The 16,856-nt window shown below is 69.1% G+C and carries 15 protein-coding genes; 11 read left to right on the top strand and 4 right to left on the bottom strand.

All coding sequences use genetic code 11. The annotated features are described in order from the left end of the window. Positions 1-100: 100 nt before the first annotated feature. Positions 101-868, bottom strand: a complete 768-nt coding sequence (locus tag AB0H42_RS11480) for an MHYT domain-containing protein (protein ID WP_357053451.1) — start codon at positions 866-868, stop codon at positions 101-103. 437 nt (positions 869-1,305) lie between these two features. Here AB0H42_RS11480 and AB0H42_RS11475 point away from each other — a divergent pair, with 437 nt between their 5' ends. The 6 genes from AB0H42_RS11475 (at position 1,306) to AB0H42_RS11450 (ending at position 8,000) form a co-directional block, all read left to right on the top strand. Further along, a complete protein-coding gene (locus AB0H42_RS11475) occupies positions 1,306-1,536 on the top strand; it encodes a hypothetical protein (protein WP_357053448.1) in 231 nt (76 codons plus the stop codon). 55 nt (positions 1,537-1,591) lie between these two features. Then, the gene (locus AB0H42_RS11470; protein ID WP_357053445.1) at positions 1,592-2,494 is read left to right on the top strand and encodes a Sir2 family NAD-dependent protein deacetylase; all 903 of its coding nucleotides are present in this window, start codon (positions 1,592-1,594) and stop codon (positions 2,492-2,494) included. Positions 2,495-2,505: 11 nt separating this feature from the next. Beyond that, positions 2,506-2,919: a secondary thiamine-phosphate synthase enzyme YjbQ gene (locus AB0H42_RS11465; protein WP_063058052.1), complete on the top strand. Its 414-nt coding sequence runs from the start codon at positions 2,506-2,508 to the stop codon at positions 2,917-2,919. Positions 2,920-2,947: 28 nt separating this feature from the next. Next, a complete protein-coding gene (locus AB0H42_RS11460; RefSeq protein ID WP_357053442.1) occupies positions 2,948-4,036 on the top strand; it encodes a Gfo/Idh/MocA family oxidoreductase in 1,089 nt (362 codons plus the stop codon). Between the two features lie 82 nt (positions 4,037-4,118). Next, positions 4,119-6,323, top strand: a complete 2,205-nt coding sequence (locus tag AB0H42_RS11455) for a molybdopterin oxidoreductase family protein (protein WP_357053439.1) — start codon at positions 4,119-4,121, stop codon at positions 6,321-6,323. A gap of 687 nt (positions 6,324-7,010) precedes the next feature. Beyond that, positions 7,011-8,000, top strand: a complete 990-nt coding sequence (locus AB0H42_RS11450; RefSeq protein WP_357053436.1) for an oxygenase MpaB family protein — start codon at positions 7,011-7,013, stop codon at positions 7,998-8,000. Positions 8,001-8,049: 49 nt separating this feature from the next. Here the strand turns inward: AB0H42_RS11450 and AB0H42_RS11445 are convergent, their stop codons facing one another. Continuing rightward, positions 8,050-8,673, bottom strand: coding sequence for a helix-turn-helix domain-containing protein (locus tag AB0H42_RS11445; protein WP_357053433.1), 624 nt, complete (start codon positions 8,671-8,673; stop codon positions 8,050-8,052). 143 nt (positions 8,674-8,816) lie between these two features. On the opposite strand from AB0H42_RS11445, the gene AB0H42_RS11440 reads away from it, so the two are divergent. Beyond that, positions 8,817-9,773, top strand: coding sequence for an oxygenase MpaB family protein (locus AB0H42_RS11440; RefSeq protein ID WP_357053431.1), 957 nt, complete (start codon positions 8,817-8,819; stop codon positions 9,771-9,773). Positions 9,774-10,070: 297 nt separating this feature from the next. Here the strand turns inward: AB0H42_RS11440 and AB0H42_RS11435 are convergent, their stop codons facing one another. Then, positions 10,071-11,816: an amidohydrolase family protein gene (locus AB0H42_RS11435; protein WP_357053428.1), complete on the bottom strand. Its 1,746-nt coding sequence runs from the start codon at positions 11,814-11,816 to the stop codon at positions 10,071-10,073. 83 nt (positions 11,817-11,899) lie between these two features. Next, a complete protein-coding gene (gndA, locus tag AB0H42_RS11430) occupies positions 11,900-13,345 on the bottom strand; it encodes an NADP-dependent phosphogluconate dehydrogenase (RefSeq protein ID WP_357053425.1) in 1,446 nt (481 codons plus the stop codon). 360 nt (positions 13,346-13,705) lie between these two features. On the opposite strand from gndA, the gene AB0H42_RS11425 reads away from it, so the two are divergent. The 4 genes from AB0H42_RS11425 (at position 13,706) to AB0H42_RS11410 (ending at position 16,791) form a co-directional block, all read left to right on the top strand. Then, the gene (locus tag AB0H42_RS11425) at positions 13,706-14,647 is read left to right on the top strand and encodes an alpha/beta hydrolase family protein (RefSeq protein WP_357053422.1); all 942 of its coding nucleotides are present in this window, start codon (positions 13,706-13,708) and stop codon (positions 14,645-14,647) included. Positions 14,648-14,904: 257 nt separating this feature from the next. Next, the gene (locus AB0H42_RS11420) at positions 14,905-16,044 is read left to right on the top strand and encodes a lipase family protein (protein WP_357053419.1); all 1,140 of its coding nucleotides are present in this window, start codon (positions 14,905-14,907) and stop codon (positions 16,042-16,044) included. 131 nt (positions 16,045-16,175) lie between these two features. Further along, complete coding sequence (locus AB0H42_RS11415) at positions 16,176-16,586, top strand: hypothetical protein (RefSeq protein WP_357053416.1); 411 nt, start codon at positions 16,176-16,178, stop codon at positions 16,584-16,586. Positions 16,587-16,635: 49 nt separating this feature from the next. Then, a complete protein-coding gene (locus tag AB0H42_RS11410; RefSeq protein WP_085995414.1) occupies positions 16,636-16,791 on the top strand; it encodes a DUF6131 family protein in 156 nt (51 codons plus the stop codon). Positions 16,792-16,856 lie beyond the last annotated feature (65 nt).

Genomic DNA, 16,856 nt, shown 5'->3' with positions numbered 1-16,856 from the left:
ACCCTATCGGGGGAGACGGCAGCGGATTCGGCGTGGGTCGTGTCACAGTGACGCATTTCGGTCGATCTGCCGGAAATGTCGCGGTGTGGACGACTTCCGGTCAGTCGCGGGTGGGCCAGTAGTTGTCGGTGGCGGGGCGGCGGGTAAGGGACGCGCCGCCGCTCACCTCGGTCAGGCCCAGGTGGAACAGCATGCCCACGGTCAGCAGGCTGACACCGACGATCAGCGGGGTCAGCAGCTGGGCGGCTCCGGCGCCGGTGGGCGTCATATGGTGCTGTTCGCCCAGATGCATGGCGTACATGCCGGTGTAGTGCATACCGGCCACGGCGACGCCCATCACCAGGGCGGCGCCCACGGTGGCCAGCGCGCCGCGCACATTGAGGGTGAACCAGAGCGCGGCAGTCGCGGCGATCACCGCGATCACCATGGACAACGCCACGGTCGACCACTCGTAACCGATCTCCACATCGGTCTTCATGGCGTACATGCCGGCATAGTGCATCGCACCCACGCCGATCCCGGTGACCACGCCGCCGACCAGCAGGCTCTGGCCGCCCAGCCGGCGCTGCTGGGCCAGGCACAGTCCGAGCCAGACCACGACCATGGCGATCGCGGCGCTGACCAGGGTGACGGGTACGTCATATCGGATGGCGGCGCCGTCGATCCGGAAACCCAGCATGGCGATGAAGTGCATGACCCAGATGCCCGTGCCGCCGAGGGCGACCGACGCCGCGATCAGCCAGCCGTCGAACGGTGATCCGCTGCGTACGCGGCTCATGCACCGTAGCGCAAGCAACGATCCGGTGAACGACATGACGTACGCGACCACGGGGGTGAGCCAGCCATGGCTGAAGTGGTCGATCTCCACCGGTGAACCTCCTCGCTGGGGTGGAACCCCGCCCCCGTGACAGCGGAACACGAGCATTCCAAATTGATGAACGTGCAGGAGGTGAATTTAGAGGAGTTGGATCATAAAAAACAAGGGCCGCAAAAATGACTTCGGCGCACCTGCGACACCGAATCGGCGCGACGGCGCCCCCGTAGTCGCGCTATGACGTGAGACACATTACCTGATCGACTGCTATCGATCCTGGCAATCGTTCGGCATGTTGGTTCCAGTATCCGCTGCCGCCCAACTCTTCTGGGTTCCGATGTCCGGCGGTGCGGGCGTCACACCGGTCCGTGTCCTGGTCGGCGCAGGTGATGCGGTCCGGGGCGGGGCGGTCCAGCGGCCGGATCCAGTTTTCGGTTGTGCAGTGCCTCACCGGTCCTCGGCGTAGGCTTCGGACAACTCGAAGGAGACCCATGCCTGGCATATCCAGCCGTCCCACCGTTGTCGAACACGCTCTTCCCGAGGCCGATCTGGCCGAATTCGCCGAAATCCGCAATGCCGAACGCGCCGAGGTCGCCCGCCGCAGCGCCGTCGCGGCCCGGATCGTGGCCGGCCACTCCACCGATGCCGCCGACTGCCGCAATCTGCTGGCCATGCTCGGTCTCGATGCGGAAGCGGGCAAACTCGCCGGCGTCCAGACCTGACCGGTGCTCTCCGGCCCCGGGTGGCCGGGGCCGGACCGGCACGTACGCTCGGGGTATGCCCGAAACGGCACTGCTCATCCCGCCGCACCCGGACGCCTGGTCCGATGCCCTCGACGATCTCGTCGAGCTGATCGGCGACCGATCCACGGTCGTGCTCACCGGTGCGGGGATCTCCACCGACAGTGGTATCCCCGACTACCGCGGCCCGGACGCCCCACCACGGACGCCGATGACCTACCAGCAGTTCGTCGGTGATCCGGTGTTCCGGCAGCGCTATTGGGCGCGTAATCACGTGGGCTGGCGGTACATGGACGCCGCCCGTCCCAATCCCGGTCACCGGGCCCTGGCCGAATTGGAGCGCCGGGGCCCGGTCGCCGGCGTGATCACCCAGAACGTCGATCTGCTGCACACCAAGGCGGGTAGCCGCCGGGTGATCGACCTGCACGGCAGCTATGCCCAGGTGCGCTGTCTGGGTTGCGGTGCCGGCCTTTCCCGGATGGCGCTGGCCGAGCAGCTGGAGCAGGCGAATCCAGGTTTCGCGACCGCCGCGGTGACCGGCCTCGAAGTGGCTCCCGACGCCGACGCCGTGGTCGAGGACACCAGCGGTTTCCGCATGTTGGATTGCGCGCGATGCGGCGGGATGTGGAAGCCCGATATCGTCTATTTCGGGGAGAGCGTGCCGCCCGAACGGGTCGCGGCCGCCTACGAACTGGTGGACGCGGCGGACGTGATCGTGGTGGCCGGGTCCAGTCTGACCGTGCTGTCGGGCCGTCGTTTCGTGCACCGGGTTGCCCGCAACGGCGGCACGGTGGTGATCGTGAATCGCGGCGCCACGCGCAGCGACGGTCTCGCCGACCGGCGGCTGGACGCCGGATGTTCACCGGTACTGTCCGGACTCGCCGAGCGCTACCGGATCCGTGGCGCGCGTCCCGCGGCCGGCCCGGCCGGGCCCGCGTAGGCTGCCCGGATATGCGCAGCACAGTCATCGCGGTGCACACCGGCCGCAGCGAAGTGGTCCATGACATCACCCCGCAGTGCCGGGCGTTCGTGAACGACGCCGGCGGCGACGGGCTCCTGCATATCTTCGTACCGCACGCCACCGCCGGGATCGCGATCCTGGAACTGGGCGCCCATAGTGACGACGATCTGCTGGCCGCCCTGCGCGATCTGCTCCCGGCCGACGACCGGTGGCGGCATGCGCACGGGTCGCCCGGACACGGTCGCTCCCATGTGATGCCCGCGCTCATCGCCCCGTACGCGACCGTTCCGGTCCTGGACGGCGAACCGGCACTGGGCACCTGGCAGTCCATCGCGCTGGTCGATATCAATATCGACAATCCGGATCGTGAGGTGCGGTTGTCGTTCCTGACCTCCGCGGGGTGAACGCGCCCGCCGGGTAACGTCGGCGGGTATGAGCAGTCTCGGAGTCGCCATCATCGGATACGGGCTGGCCGGTGCGGTATTCCACGCCCCACTCGTCGCCGCCGAACCCCGGCTCCGGCTGGCCGCGGTGGTGACCGGCTCGGCGCAGCGGGCGGAGCAGGCGCGACAGGAGCACCCCGGGGTGCGCGTACTGCCCGATGCCGACAGTCTTTTCGCCGATATGTCCGGGATCGATCTGGTCGTGGTCGCCGCGCCCAATCGCGTGCACGCCGAACTGGCCCGGCGGGCGCTCGCGGCCGGGGCGGCGGTGGTGGTCGACAAACCCTTCGCGGTGACCGCCGCGGAAGCCGAGGATCTGTTGCGCTACGCCCGGGAAGCCGGGGGAGTGCTGACCGTTTTCCAGAACCGGCGCTGGGACGGCGATTTCCGGACGGTGCGCCGGCTGATGGCCGAGGACGCGCTGGGCCCGGTGCGCCGCTTCGAATCGCGGTTCGAGCGCTGGCGTCCGGTGCCCAAGGGCGGCTGGCGCGAACTGGGCGGCCCGGCCGATGCCGCCGGGATCCTGTACGACCTGGGCAGTCACCTGGTCGACCAGGCGCTCACCCTGTTCGGCCCGGCCGCGAGCGTCTACTGCGAACTGGCCCGTCGCCGCCCCGGGGTCAGCACCGACGACGATATGTTCCTCGCCCTGACCCATACCGGCGGTGTGCGCTCCCACCTGTGGGCGAGCGCGGTGGCCCCGCTGCTGGGCCCCCGCTTCCGGGTCCTAGGGGACCGCGCAGGCTACGAAGTGCACGGACTGGACCCCCAGGAGGCGGCCTTGCGCGCCGGGCACCGCCCGGGCGACGGAACACCGTGGGGAGAGGCCGGCGAAGCGGACTTCGGTGTGCTCGGCGCCGGTGACGACCCGGCACCGTACCCCACCCTGCCCGGCGATTACCCCGCCTTCTACGCGGCCACGGCCGCCGCCGTCCTGGATGCTGCGCCGGTACCGGTCGACCCCGCCGACGCCCTGGCGGGCCTGCGGGTCCTCGAGGCGGCCCGTGAATCGGCGGCGAAGGGTGGGGTGGTGTCCCTCGGCGGCGCCGCCGGATCGGCGGGCCCAGGGCTCTGGTGACCCGGGCTGCGCTTGCGACAGATCTATCCGAATTCTCTCAATACACCTTCTGTCCGGTGTCTCAAAGAGTGATGATGGTGGCATGGCCGCACCGAACCCCGCCGTACCCGATACCGCCGTCCGGAACCTGCTGCGCACCTGCCCGTTGTGCGAGGCGGCCTGCGGCCTGGAGCTGACCCTCGACTCGCAGGATCGGGTGACCGGTGCGCGGGGTGACAAGCTGGATCCGTTCAGCAAGGGCTTCCTGTGCCCCAAGGGGGCCAGTTTCGGGCAGCTCGACGGTGACCCCGATCGCCTCACCGAGCCCATGGTCCGGGATCGTGCCACCGGCTCGTGGCGGACCGTGGGCTGGGCGGAGGCATTCGATCTGATCGCCGCGCGCATTCCGGCGATCCGGGCCGAGTACGGCGCTCAGGCGATCGCGCTGTATCTGGGCAACCCGAACGCGCATACCGTCGCCGGAACCCTGTACGCGCCGGCGCTGATCCGGGCCCTGGGGACGAAGAACGTGTTCTCCGCCAGCACCGCCGACCAGATGCCCAAACAGGTGGCCTGCGGGTTGATGTTCGGGGACCCGCTCGCCGTGCCGGTCCCGGATCTGGACCGCTCCGATTACCTGCTGATGCTGGGTGCCAACCCCTTGGAGTCGAACGGTTCCCTGTGTACCGCACCGGACTTCCCGGGCCGGTTGCAGGCACTGCGGGCGCGGGGCGGCCGCCTGGTCGTGGTGGATCCCCGCCGGACCCGCACGGCCGCCCGCGCCGACGAGCACCTCTTCGTGCGACCGGGCACCGACGCGTATCTGCTGTTCGGGATCGTGCACACCCTCTTCGCCGAGGGGCTGACCGACGTCGGCATCGCGGTCACGGGCCTGGACGAGGTGCGGGCCGCCGCCGCGGAATTCGATCCGGAGACCGTGGCCGCGCGCACCGGGGTGCCCGCCGAGACCGTGCGCCGGCTCGCGCGTGAACTGGCGGCCGCTCCGACCGCGGTGGTGTACGCCCGGATCGGTACCTGCACCGCCGAATTCGGCACGGTGACCCAGTGGCTGGTGGACGTGATCAACGTGCTCACCGGCAATCTCGACACGCCCGGCGGCGCCATGTTCGCGACGGCCGCGGTCCGCGGGATCGTGCGCACCAAACCGTTCCGGCCGGGCCGCTGGCGCAGCCGCGTACGCGACCTGCCCGAGTCGATGGGTGAACTGCCGGTGGCCACCCTGATCGATGAGATCGCCACCCCCGGCGACGGGCAGGTGCGGGCGCTGATCACGGCGGCCGGCAACCCCGTGCTGTCGGCGCCGAGCGGCGCCCGGCTGGACGCCGCGTTCGCCGGGCTGGACTTCATGGTGAGCCTGGATTGCTATCTCAACGAGACCACCCGGCACGCCGATGTGATCCTGCCGCCGCCGCGTCCGGTGCAGTCTCCGCACTACGATTTCGCGCTGCTGCAGTTCGCGGTCCGCAACTACGCCCGGTTCTCGCCGCCGCTGGTGCCGCTGGGGGACCGGCCGTCGGAGGCCGCGGTCTATGTCCGGCTGGCGGCGGCGGTGAGCGGGCAGCCGCACAACCCGGCCGCGGAGTACGATCCGCTGGCCGCGTTCGACGAGCTCGTCCTCGGCACCACGCTGCGGCAGGCCGGTCTCGAACAGCGACGGCACGAGCTCACCGGTAGTACGAGTACCGAGCAGCGTCTGGACCTGATGCTGCGGCTGGGACCCTACGGCGAATGGAACGGCGGGCACCTGAATCTGCGTAGCCTGCTGGCCGATCCGCACGGTCTCGACCTCGGTCCGCTGCGTTCGCGCCTGTCCGAAGTTCTGCGCACCGCCTCGGGGACGGTGGAGCTGGCGCCGGCGATGCTGCTGGCCGATCTCGACCGTCTGCGTGCCCGGTTCGCGACCGCGCCGGCGGAGATGGTGCTGATCGGCCGCCGTCATCTGCGTTCCAACAACAGCTGGATGCACAACGCGCCCCGGCTGGTGGGCGGGACGAATCGCTGCACCCTGCAGATCCATCCCGACGATATCGCCCGGCTCGGACTGGGGGAGCAGGCCCTGGTGAAATCCGCGGCCGGGTCGGTCACGGTGCCGATCGAGCCCACCGATTCGATCATGCCGGGAGTGGTGAGCCTGCCGCACGGCTGGGGGCATGCGACCAGTTCTCAGCAGGTGGCGCGGCAGCACGCCGGTGTCAACGCCAATGTGCTGACCGATGATTCGGTGCTGGATGTCCCGTCCGGTAACGCCGTGTTCAACGGCGTCCCGGTGTCGGTGACGCCCGCCTGATCCGGGTCGTCCGCGATCGGGGATCGAGAGGACGGCCGGAATAGATTCTCCGACCCTGTTCGATCGATCGGATCTCGCTGATCCGCGTCGTTTCACCCCGAACAATTGATAGCCTAAGGCTGGATTCACTATCACTGTGGATTTCGGTTCGCCGATGCGGTCCTCCTCGATGCCGCGGGGCCGCCCGCGCTAGGAGTCGCCATGTCCCAGGCTCGCGTTGCCCCGGCCGGTGGACCTCTTGCGGCCGTGGCGGAGCGGCTCGAAGCCAGTACCCGTAGCTTCGGCTGGGGGTCCGCGCCGCGGCGATCGTGGTGGCCGACAGTGCCCGCCTCCGTTTCCCGGTTCGCGAAACCCTGGTGCAGGCGTGGTCTGCCGCCATGGATGTGGTGGGCCCGCGGCTCGCGCAGATGGAGTACCGGTCCACGGCCACGATGCTCGCCGCGAGGGTCACCGGCCGCGACGGCGACCTGTACACCGTGCAGGCGTTCGTGGAGATGCGCTCGACGAGCTGCCAGGCCCCGGAAGGCGTCACCGCGACCGCCGCCTACACCCTGACTCCGAACCGCGCCGCGCACTGGACCGTCACCGACGTGAGCGGTTCCGGACCGGCGGCCGGAGCGGGGGAGACCACACCCGGACCGGGGCTCCCGCCCCGCTGCACGTTCCACCCACTATCCAGGAGAGAGTATGACCACCGCATCCGCGTCCGATACCCCGCGCAGCGGCGGCCACCCGGCCGCCGACGATCCGATCGAACTGGTCCCGCTGGACTCGCTGACCGCCGAAATGGTCGGGCACTGGACCTATCTCATGATGGAGGGCGCGGCCTTCGCGATGCAGGGGCTGCACCCGGTGATCCGCGAGGTCACCGACAAGTATTCGGTAGCAAAAACCGATCCGGCCGGTCGCGCCATCCGCTCCGTCGATTCCGTACTGCGCTGGACCTACGGCGGTCTCGAGGCCGTGCAGGACGGTCGGCGGCTGCGGTCGCTGCACGCGCCGCTGCGTATGAAGGGCAGCGAGGGCAAACAGATCAGTGCCCTGCATCCGTGTGCCTATCAGTGGGTGATCGCCACCGCCTACGTGACCACCTCGAAGGCCGGGCCGCTGCTGATGGGCCGCGAGTTCACCGACGACGAACTCGAGGAGTTGTTGCGCGACAACATCCGGATAGCCCGCATCCTGCAGGTTCCGATGAAGGGGTATCCGCAGACCCGTGCCGAGTTCGACGAGTACTACGAGTACATCGTGACCGAGGTGCTCTCCGCCGACGACGAGGTCCGCGAACAGTACCGTCAGTTGCGGACCGGTGATCTGGACCAGTTCCGGGCCATGGGGTTTCCCGCCGGCCGTATCGCGCGGTTGCTGGGGTATCCGATGATCCGTTTCAACTACTTGTCGATCGTCGGGCTCCTCGATCCCCGCCTGCGCACGATGATCGGCGCCGAGTGGACCGACGCGGACCAGCGGGCACTGGAACGCGCCTACGCGGTGATCCGGTTCGCCTACCGCGTGCTGCCGGACCGGCTGACCTATTTCCCGATCGCCTACCACGCCCGTAAACATCATCAGCAGATCCAGAAGATGAAGCAGCGGGAGCTGAAATCGGCCGCGTACACGGTGCGCCCGCGGCAGGAGACCCCGCGCGAGCCGATCACGATCGTGCCCGGCGGCTGATCCGCGCCGGCCGGTGCCGCCGCCGATCGAACCCGCCCCCGGAGTCCGGTCAGTCGCTACCGGGATGGGGATACATCAGCGGTGCGAGGTAGCGGCGGGCGAAGGCCCGGGCCGCGTCGGTATCCCCGAGCGGTAGCACCCCGCGCGGGTTGGAGATGAACGAGACGGTGAGCCGGACGAACAGTTCGGCCACCACCTCCGGGTCGAAACTGCCGAGCTCCCCGCGCTCCTGCCAATAGGTCAGGAATTGCGCGACCAGTCCGCGTCCCTGCTGGATGACATCGTCGTCGGTGAGGAAATCGGTGAGCTGGCCGGCCGCGCCGGAAACGCGCAGGCTGCGGGTCAGCAGTTTGGGTGCGGTGGCTTCCCCGACGAACGCGGCGAACATATCCGCCAGCGCTCCGACCGGGCCCGCGGACCGGTGCATCGCGTCGGCGACGATCGTTGCCAGCCGCTGCGATTCGGCCATGAGCGCGTACCGGACGATCGCGGATTTCGTGCCGAAACGACGATAGACGGTGGCCACGCCCACGCCCGCGACCTCGGCGATCCGCACCATGGTCGTCTCCTCGAACCCGTGCGCGGCGAAACATTCGCGCGCGGCGTCGACGATCGTGCGGGATCTGGTGTCCAACTGCTGCAGTTCGGTCCACTGCGCAGCGGTTGTTTCCATTCGGATCAGCCTACCGCCTTGCCGCCGCACCCGGCGTGGGCACCGGATCCGCGCGCCGGGACCATGGTTTCCATGCCGCCCGAATGATAGAATCAAGGCGTTCAATCTATCATCATCATTCTTCTTCGCCCCGAGGTGACGAGATGGCGACCCACGCAACGGAGCGCACCGCCGAAGAGTCGACCGACCCGCGAGTCCGGCCCGAGGTACTGCGTGAATTCCGCAAACATTCCGGCAGCGTCCTGGCCGGCGCCTTCGCCGGTGCTGCCTTCGACCAGGTAGCCCTGGTCCCGGTGGCTGCCGCCGTGGACCGGACCGGCCGGTTCGAGCAGAACTTCGCCGATCGCGGTGTCCGCAGCGGCGTCTCGGCGATGATTGCGCTGTGGGGTGATTCCGACGACCGCCGCGCCGAAGCCGAATGGCTCAAACTCAGGCACCGCGACGTCCGTGGGTCCGGTAGCGCGGCGTTCGGCGAGGTCGAATACAGCGCGCTGAATCCTTTCACCTGGAAATGGATCGCGGTGAGCGGCATCTTCGTCGTGCTGAACACCTTCACCCACTGCACCGGGACCGAACTGCGCCCGGACGAGGAAGAGGCGGCCTATCAGCAGTTGCGGGCCGCCTTCGCCGATCTCGAACTGCCCAGTGCCGCCGGGAAACTGCCGGCCGACCTCGCCGAGGCGCGCGCCTACTACGACCGGATGGCGACCCAGGAACTGGCCGAGAATCCGTTCCTCGTCCAGAAGTTCGCCGACTTGACCAAACTGCCGCTGCCGACCCTCGGGCTGCCGCCGCTGGCCCGCCGGGCACTGACCCCGATGTGGCTGGTGCTGCGACCGGTGGCCGGACACGTGATCCAGGTGTGCTCGTCCAAAGCCATGCATCCGGCCGTGCAACAGCTCACCGGATTCGAACTCACACCGCGCCACGACACGGAGTTCGCACTCTACGTGTGGCTGTTGCAGCTCGCCTGGCGGACGCTGCCCGACCGGTGGCTGATGCAACCCCTGGCCTACAACCGCCTTCAGTACGAGAAACTCGTGGCCGTCTGCCGCAGCTACGGTCTCGAATCCTTCGCGGTACCCGCCGACCGGCGCTGAGCGCGTCCGGCACCGGCCATCGCCGAGGGGACACCGTGACAACGATCGAGAACTCCGGCGACCCCGGCGCGCCGGCGGCGGGCTGCCCGCACGCCGGTGACCGACCCGGGGCGGGCCGGACGGGGTGACCGAGCCCAGGCGGGCTGACACCGGTGACCGACGGCGGGTGGACCGTTCACGGGTGGACCGACCACGGTGACCGGCCCGGGCGGACCGGTTGCGGTGGCCGGCCCCGGGCGGACGGTTCGCGGGTGGAGCGATCGCAGGCGACCGCGAACGGCCCCCGCCGGAATTATCTCAGCGCTGCCCGGCCCGCAGGAAGCGTCCGGTGCGGGTGCTGCCCAGGGCCGGATCGGCGGCGCCGTCACCGAACACGTACTGCCCGCCGATGTACACCGCCGCGACGGCGGCGTCGTTGCGGTTTACCATCCGCTCCAGTCCGCCGTACTGGGCCACCGGGCTCTCGGCGTAGGCGTCGAGCGAATCGTCGAGGCCCGCCGGGTCGATGACGACCAGATCGGCGCGGTCGCCTTCGCGCAGGCGACCGGCGTCGATGTCGTACCAGTCGGCGAGCTCGCCGGTGAGCCGGTGCACTGCCCGCTCGAGCGGGATCACCGGAGTGCCCGCCTGTTCGGCCCGGTACATCCGGCGCAGGAAGCGGAGCCCGAAATTGTAGAAGGCCATATTCCGCAGATGGGCGCCCGCGTCGGAGAAGCCGAGCTGGATGCCGGGATGGGCGGCGAAGCGGTCCAGTATCTCGGGCCGGTGGTTGGAAATGGTGGTGCGCCAGCGCAGTTTGGTGCTGTGTTCGAGTACCAGGTCGAGGAAGGCGTCCACCGGGTGCAGACCACCCCGGTCCACACCGACCTGTCCGAAGGTCTTACCCACAACCTCCTCGTCCGGGCAGCTCACGATCTCGGCGTCGAAGAAGTCGCGGTGCCAGACCCGCAGCCCGAACTTCGCGTCGTAGTCCTTGCGGAAGCGGCGGCGGTAGGCCTCGTCGGCGAGCAGCGCGTCCCGCTCCACCCGGTCGGCCAGGTGCAGGGCGGCCGCGCCGGACCCGAACTCCTCGAAGATCACCAGATCGATACCGTCGGCGTACACCTCGAACGGCACCGGCAGATGCTGCCAGCGGAAATCCGCGCCGAGCGCGTTGACCAGCCGTGCCAGTGTGCCGATCAGGACGACGGCGAACGGGTTGGCCTTGATATCGGCGGCGGACAGCAGGCTGGTCTTGAGCTTGCGGCGCCCGATACCCAGGCTGCTGAAGATCATCGCCCCGAGACTGCGCGGTGACGTGATATCCGGTCCACCCTGCAGAACCCGGCCGCGCCGCCGCAGGATCGCATTGAGACGGCGGCGCTCCTTCGCCCGCGCATAGGTGGACGGCAGCGTACGTGAACGGCAGGTCTCGCCGTCGACCTTGTCGAACAGCAGTTGCTGCGCCGACATACCGAGGAATCCGGCGTCGAGCGCCTCGTGCAGCGCCGCCTCCATATCCGCCAGCTCCGCGCGGGTGGGGCGGACTTCCTTGCGGGTGGCCCGGTCCAGGCCGAGGCGGGCGGTCCGGATATCGGAATGCCCCAGCATGGCCGCGATATTCGGGCCCAGCGGCAACTGCTCGAGGGCGGACACGTACTCGCGGGCGCAGGTCCAGGTCTTGGTCTCGTCGAGCGTATCGATCACATGGCGGCGCGGAATGGCCTCCACGCGACCGAAGATATCGCCCGCGCCGGTGGGGTCGATATGCACGGTGGACAGTGAGCACGAGCCCAGCAGCACCGTGGTGATGCCGTGCCGGACCGATTCCGACAGCGCGGGGGACTTCAGTACCTCGATGTCGTAATGGGTGTGGATATCGATCATTCCCGGCAGGACCCATTTGCCCGCCGCGTCCACCACATCCGGACAGCCGGTCTCGTCGAGCGGTTCCGCGGAGACGGTCACGACCCGGTCGCCGCGCAGTCCGAGATGGCGAATCGCCGAGGCCGCGCCGGTACCGTCGAACCAGCGGCCACCCTTGATGATCGTGTCGTAGCTCACACCCCATTGCAACTGGTCGGATGACCCGGAGTCAAGAGGACGTGTGCGTCGCCGGGCGGACCGCCCGCCCGGCGACCGGGTGTTCAGCCCGCCGAGACCTCGGAACGGTCCTCGCTCCACAGTGTGTGGAACTTACCCTCGACGTCGACCCGTTCATAGGTGTGCGCGCCGAAGAAATCGCGCTGGGCCTGGGTGAGCGCGGCGGGCAGCCGGTCGGCGCGCAACGCGTCGTAGTAGGACAGCGAGGAAGCGAATGCCGGCACCGGGATACCGAGCAGTGTGGCGGTCGAGACCACCCGCCGCCAGCTGTCGATCGCCGTCTCGATCGCGTCCCGGAAATACGGCGCCAGGATCAGGCTCGGCAGCGTCGGATCGGTTTCGTAGGCCTCTTTGATCCGATTCAGGAAGCGGGCCCGGATGATGCAGCCGCCGCGCCAGATGGTGGCCAGATCGCCGGGGGTCAGATCCCAGCCGTATTCGGCGCTGCCGGCGGCGATCTGATCGAACCCCTGGGCGTAGGCCACGACCTTGGACGCGTACAGGGCCTGCCGGATGTCCTCGGTGAACTGCGCGATATCGGTGGGCTTGGCGGCGAGTTCGCCGGCGGCGAGCCCCACGGCCGCCGCGCGCTGCCCCCGCGATCCCGACAGCGCCCGGGCGAATACGGCCTCGGCGATACCGGTCACCGGAACACCCAGATCGAGCGCGGATTTCACGGTCCAGCGCCCGGTGCCCTTCTGCTCGGCCGCGTCCACGATCACATCGACCAGCGGCTTCCTGGTCTTCGCGTCGACCTGGTTCAGCACCTCGGCGGTGATCTCCACCAGGTAGCTCTCCAGCTCGCCGGAGTTCCACTGGGTGAAGATATCGGCGATCTGCTTCGGATCCAGGTCCAGTGCGGCCCGGAACAGGTGGTAGGCCTCGCCGATGAGCTGCATATCGGCGTATTCGATACCGTTGTGCACCATCTTCACGAAATGGCCGGACCCGTCCGGGCCGATATGGGTGCAGCACGGGGTGCCGTCCACCTGGGCGGCGATGGACTCCAGCAGCGGTCCCAGCGATTCGTAGGATTCCGCGGGCCCGCCCGGCATGATCGACGGTCCGTTGAGGGCCCCCTCCTCGCCGCCGGAGATGCCGGCGCCGACGAAGTTGAGGCCGCGGGCCCGCAGTGCGGCCTCGCGCCGGATGGTGTCGGTGTAGAGGGCGTTGCCACCGTCGATGATGATGTCGCCGGTTTCCATCGCGCCCGCGAGTTCTTCGATCACCGCGTCGGTGGCGTCGCCGGCCTTCACCATGATGAGCACCCGGCGCGGCTTCTCCAGGGCGGCGACGAACTCGGCGATGGTCTCGGTGCGGACGAAATCGCCGTCGTCGCCGTGCGCAGCGAGCAGCGCGTCGGTTTTGGCGACGCTGCGATTGTGCAGTGCCACGGTGTAGCCGTGCTTGGCGAAGTTGCGGGCGATATTGCTGCCCATCACCGCCAGGCCGGTGACCCCGATCTGTGCACGCGCTGCGGAGGAAGCCATGAACCAGCTCTTTCGTTCGACTGTTCCAACATTTCGGCGGGTCCACCGGGCCGCGATGATCGTGGAGACCGGCCGCGCGCCCGGCGTGTGCCCTGTCTTCTTTCTACCGGGTGGCCCGGCCGGGCCGTGCGCAGACCCGCCGACAACCGGTCTGTACGGCCGGGCCGGGCCCGATGGCGGTGGGGTCGCCGTACCGGAGCATTCCGGCCGCGCGGCCGGGCGTACTCGTACCGGGCGGCTCCGGAGGTGCCCGGACCGAGCAGCGGCTTTTCGCGCACGACCGCGAGACACACTGGCACACAACGGATGAACCGTAGAAGTCCGGCGGCGATCCGGTGCGCGAATGGGTACACCGGAGGGGTGCGGTACAAATTCTTGCTCACCATGCCGGCCGCGGTACTGACTGTCGCGGCGTCCCTGTTCACCGTCCAACCCGCCGCGGCCGCCCCGGGGCCGCGGGTCGACGCGGAGAAACCGATCGACGGTCGCGCGATCCTGCTCGAGGTGTACTCACCCGCCATGGACACCGTGGTGACCAATCGGGTCATCCCCGCGCCGGGCGGGGGACCGGCGCCCACGGTGTACCTGCTGACCGGGATCGGTGGCGGTGCCGACGGTATCTCCTGGTGGGACGATACCGATGTCCGGCAGTTCTTCGGAGACAAGAACGTGAACGTGGTGATGCCGATCGGCGGTGCCTACTCGATGTACACCGATTGGCACACCGACGATCCGGTAGTCGGCCGCGCCCGCTGGCAGACCTACCTCACCCGGGAACTACCGTCGGTCGTGGACGCCCGGTTCGGCACCACCGGACGCAATGCGATCGCCGGGGTGTCGATGAGTGGCGGGTCGGCCGTGGACCTCGCCATCCAGGCGCCGGACCGCTATGAAGCGGTCGCGTCTTATAGCGGATGCCCGTGGTCGGCCGACGCCGCGGGAATCGCGATGGTCAGCGCGCAGGTGGTGCGGGGTGGTGCCGACCCGGGCAAGATGTGGGGTCCGCCGGGGTCCGCGGGCTGGCAGGCCCACGACGCGTTCGCGCATGCCTCCCGGCTGGCCGGAAAGACCGTGTACCTGTCCGCGGCGTCGGGTATCCCCGGCGAGATCGACCGGGGCTGGGGGTTCCCGCCGGTCGAAGCCATTGCCGCCGCCTGCACCTCGGCCTTCGCCGACCACCTGGGGCAACTCGGCATCGGCGCGGTGCACATCGACCGTCCGGCCGGCGCGCACACCTGGGGGCAGTTCGAATACGACCTGCACGATTCGTGGCCGCATCTGGCGCGGGCCATCGGCGGCTGACCGCCGAGCCGCCCGGCGGTCTCCGTCGGCTGCCGGGCGGGGCGAGGATGGATCGGCATCCCGCCGCCGATGATCTATCGACCGTCGCCCGGACCGGCTCGGGGCCGAGCCGGCCGGCCGGACCTGGCGCACCGTTCTTCCGATCGTCGCGGGCCGGTCGGCATGCCGATATGGCTGGTCGTCCGTCCAGGTGAAAGACTGGCCGGGTCCGCCCGAGGCGGCACGGCACCGGTGGGCGATCCGGCGAAAGGAAGATCATGCGGAAATGCGGTACGGCCGCGGTCACCGCGCTGCTGGCGGCGGCCATCGCCGGGCTGCCCGGCGGGCACGCGGTAGCGGCACCGGGCACCGGCGTCGTCGAATCCGTCGAACCGCTGGCCGCCCCGGCCGTGCTGCCCGGCTCGGCGGGTTCGGAGCGCATGCTCTATACGACGACCACGGTCGGCGGAGCGCCGACCGTGGCCAGTGCCGCCGTGTACTTCCCGGCCGGCGCGCCCCCGGCCGGCGGTTGGCCGGTGATCGCCTGGGCGCACGGCACGGTCGGGCTCGGCGATTCCTGCGCGTACAGTGTGGCCGGCCCGGGCGCCGTGGCACGGGACTGGGCGTACCTGGGTAGCTGGCTCGAGCAGGGTTATGCCATCGTCGCCGCCGACTATGCCGGGCTGGGTACCTCCGGCGAGCATCCGTATCTGAACGGGGTGGTGGAGGCGCACAGTGTCGTCGACGCGGTCCGGGCCGCGTCGGGGCACTACTCCGCCCTGTCGAACAAATGGGTCGTGGTCGGGCAGTCACAGGGCGGGGGAGCCGCGGTCACCACCGCCCGGTACGCCACCGAATTCGGCGGCCCGGAACTGGACTACCGCGGCGCGGTGGCTACCGGCGTCCCCGCCTATATCGAGAACATTCTCGCTCTCATGGGTCCGGGCGTACCGCCGGTGAAACTGGGCGCACACACCACGGCGTACGCGCTGTACCTGCTCAACGGCCTGCGCACCACCTACCCCGAGCTGGACATCGAATCCTTGCTCACCGATTCCGGCCGGTACTGGTTGGCACGCGCGCGCACCGAATGCCTGTCCCCGTTCGGTGCCGAACTGGTGGCCCACGGTGTGGTGATCGGAGACCTCTTCTCCCGGCCGTTGGCCGATATCCCGGATCTGCGCGGGCTGCTCACCCGCTATCTCGGCCTGCCGGAATCCGGCTACGACAAGCCGCTCTTCCTCGGGCAGGGTCTGCTCGACACCGATGTGATCACCCCGGAGACGCTGCGGTTCGCGGCGGTGCTCGGGGCGAACCGGCAGCCGGTGACGCTGAGGGTGTACCCCACCGATCACGATGGCGCCGTGCACGATTCGCTACCCGACTCGGTGCCGTTCGTCCGCGACCTGTTCGCCTGAGCCCCCGCCGTCCGAGACCCCGGATCCACCCCGCCGGTGAATCGATCTGGCGGACTTGGCCTTCCCCCGTTTGACTTCGTCGTCGCCGGGAATAGCGGGAGCATAGTGTTCCTCGACCCTTGGGAATTGCCATGATCATTGTTCTCGGGCTCGTGATCGCCGTCGCGGCGGTTGCCGCCGGTGTCGCCGGCGTCGCGGCCAATACCAGTGATGTCAATCGGCTGACCAGCGACTTCTCGGTCTTCGATTATCACTTCGCCGGTACCACCGGTGAACTGTTCCTCATCGGCATCATCGTCGGTGTCGTCGGCGGGCTAGGAGTGGGTCTCGTCTCCGCCGGTGCGTGGCGGTCCACCCGCCGGGGCCTGGAGACCCGCCGTGAACTGCGGCAGTCGCGTAAGGAGATCGCCGCCGCCCAGCGGGATCTCGCCAAGACCAAGGACCCGGCGAAGAAGCCCGCGCCCGCCGCTCCGGCAGCTCCGGCCTGGTCGATGAGCAAACTGCTGCGCAAGCCGGACAAGAGCGCGGCGACCGCCAAGTAATCCCTGTCCCTCACCCGGATATCGAATATCGAATCAGAAAGTCAGTGTCATGATCGTTCTCGGACTTGTTCTGCTCATCGTCGGTTACCTGCTCGGTATCGGCGTGCTCACTACCATCGGCCTCGTTCTGCTCGTGGTCGGCGCGGTACTGGCCATCGCCGGCTCGGTGGGCCGGCCCGTCGGTGGCCGGCGCCACTATTACTGACGCCGTTCACCGGCGACTCCATCCAGCGGCCGCGGCGGTGCGGGCGATCCACACGGATCGCCCGC

The organism is Nocardia sp. NPDC050799, from assembly GCF_040654015.1.
GTDB lineage: Bacteria > Actinomycetota > Actinomycetes > Mycobacteriales > Mycobacteriaceae > Nocardia.
Note: the sequence above shows the minus strand (reverse complement) of the source record. Positions and strands in the feature narration are given on the sequence as shown.

What these genes read in the sequence shown, in the direction of transcription:
- AB0H42_RS11475 (WP_357053448.1), top strand. Translation starts at nt 1,306, where the DNA reads ATGCCTGGCATATCCAGCCGTCCCACCGTTGTCGAACACGCTCTTCCC.
- AB0H42_RS11470 (WP_357053445.1), top strand. Translation starts at nt 1,592, where the DNA reads ATGCCCGAAACGGCACTGCTCATCCCGCCGCACCCGGACGCCTGGTCC.
- AB0H42_RS11465 (WP_063058052.1), top strand. Translation starts at nt 2,506, where the DNA reads ATGCGCAGCACAGTCATCGCGGTGCACACCGGCCGCAGCGAAGTGGTC.
- AB0H42_RS11460 (WP_357053442.1), top strand. Translation starts at nt 2,948, where the DNA reads ATGAGCAGTCTCGGAGTCGCCATCATCGGATACGGGCTGGCCGGTGCG.
- AB0H42_RS11455 (WP_357053439.1), top strand. Translation starts at nt 4,119, where the DNA reads ATGGCCGCACCGAACCCCGCCGTACCCGATACCGCCGTCCGGAACCTG.
- AB0H42_RS11450 (WP_357053436.1), top strand. Translation starts at nt 7,011, where the DNA reads ATGACCACCGCATCCGCGTCCGATACCCCGCGCAGCGGCGGCCACCCG.
- AB0H42_RS11445 (WP_357053433.1), bottom strand. Translation starts at nt 8,673, where the DNA reads ATGGAAACAACCGCTGCGCAGTGGACCGAACTGCAGCAGTTGGACACC.
- AB0H42_RS11440 (WP_357053431.1), top strand. Translation starts at nt 8,817, where the DNA reads ATGGCGACCCACGCAACGGAGCGCACCGCCGAAGAGTCGACCGACCCG.
- gndA (WP_357053425.1), bottom strand. Translation starts at nt 13,345, where the DNA reads ATGGCTTCCTCCGCAGCGCGTGCACAGATCGGGGTCACCGGCCTGGCG.
- AB0H42_RS11420 (WP_357053419.1), top strand. Translation starts at nt 14,905, where the DNA reads ATGCGGAAATGCGGTACGGCCGCGGTCACCGCGCTGCTGGCGGCGGCC.
- AB0H42_RS11415 (WP_357053416.1), top strand. Translation starts at nt 16,176, where the DNA reads ATGATCATTGTTCTCGGGCTCGTGATCGCCGTCGCGGCGGTTGCCGCC.
- AB0H42_RS11410 (WP_085995414.1), top strand. Translation starts at nt 16,636, where the DNA reads ATGATCGTTCTCGGACTTGTTCTGCTCATCGTCGGTTACCTGCTCGGT.